Source organism: Nocardioides sp. NPDC059952, assembly GCF_042730435.1.
Classification (GTDB): domain Bacteria; phylum Actinomycetota; class Actinomycetes; order Propionibacteriales; family Nocardioidaceae; genus Nocardioides.
Genome location: NZ_JBHWLY010000158.1, coordinates 1 through 1,407, shown reverse-complemented (window position 1 = coordinate 1,407; position 1,407 = coordinate 1). Strand labels below are relative to the sequence as shown.

Below are 1,407 nucleotides of genomic sequence, written 5' to 3'. Positions count from 1 at the left end.
TTTTGGGTGTTCGTTTTTGGGGCCGGGGGGCGGGGGGGGGCCGGGGCGGGGGGCCCCGGCCCCCACGCCGCGTACGGGGTGCTACTTGATCTCGTCGGCGGTGTAGTAGTCGGAGTCGACGAGCACCTTGGTGACGTCGTCCTTGGTGACCACGACCGGGTCGAGGAGGTAGGACGGAACGACCTTCTCGCCGTTGTCGTAGGTCTCGGTGTCGTTGACCTCGGGCTCCTCGCCCGCACCGACGGCGACGATCATGTCGACGGTCACCTTGGCGAGCTCGCGGGTGTCCTTGAAGATCGTGGAGTACTGCTCACCGGCGTTGATCGACTTCACCGACTGCACCTCGGCGTCCTGGCCGGTCACGACCGGGAGGTCGGCGGTGGTGTAGCCGTTGCCCTTGAGCGCGGCGATGATGCCGAGCGAGAGGCCGTCGTAGGGCGAGAGGACGCCCTGGACCTTCGTGGAGGCGTACGTCTTGGTGAGGATGTCCTCCATGCGCTTCTGCGCGGTGGCGGGGTCCCAGCGCAGGATCGCGGCCTGCTTGAAGTCCGTCTGGCCGGAGGGGATGACGATCTCGCCGGACTTGATCAGCGGCTCGAGCACCGACATGGCGCCGTCCCAGAAGAAGGTGGCGTTGTTGTCGTCGGGCGAACCGCCGAAGAGCTCGACGTTGTAGGGGCCCTCGCCCTTGGCCTTCAGGCCCTCGACGAGCGAGGTCGCCTGCTGCACGCCGACCTGGAAGTTGTCGAAGGTCGAGTAGTAGTCGACGGCCTTCGTGTCGCGGATGAGGCGGTCGTAGCTGATGACCGGGATCTCCTGCGAGTCGGCGGTCTCGAGGACCTCGCCGAGCGCGGTGCCGTCGATGGCCGCGACCACCAGGACGTCGACGCCCTTGGTGACCATGTTCTCGACCTGGGAGACCTGGGTCGGGATGTCGTCCTCGGCGTACTGCAGGTCGACCTTGTAGCCCTCGGCCTCGAGCTGCTTCTTGATGTTGTTGCCGTCAGCGATCCAGCGCTCCGAGGACTTGGTCGGCATGGCTACGCCGACGGTGCCCTTGTCGCCGCCCTCGCCGCCGTCGCCGCCGCATGCCGCGAGGCCGAGCGCAAGCGCTGCCGCGGTGATCGTGGTGAGTACCTTGCGCACTTACCTGCTCCATTTCATCTACGGCCGCGTCGGTAGGCCTACGCGCCGCTGTCGGGGGGTCCGGAGACCGGCGCACAGGCCGGTTTCCAGGTGAGTCACATCACAGATGTGAGCGCTCACATCGAGACAGGCTGCCTCTTCGAGTCCGAATGCGTCAAGTGCAGGACGAGGATGTTTCCGACTCGTGACTTACGGGAGGCTCCGTTGATCATCTGCACTGCACAGCGGGCTCACAGACAAGGAGTGAGACCAGTTGATTCC

Annotated in this window: 1 protein-coding gene; it reads right to left on the bottom strand. The window is 65.9% G+C overall.

What is annotated here, in order from left to right:
• Window positions 1–81: 81 nt before the first annotated feature.
• Window positions 82–1,146, bottom strand: coding sequence for a multiple monosaccharide ABC transporter substrate-binding protein (chvE, locus tag ACFV9G_RS29865; RefSeq protein WP_378733114.1), 1,065 nt, complete (start codon window positions 1,144–1,146; stop codon window positions 82–84).
• Window positions 1,147–1,407: the final 261 nt, after the last annotated feature.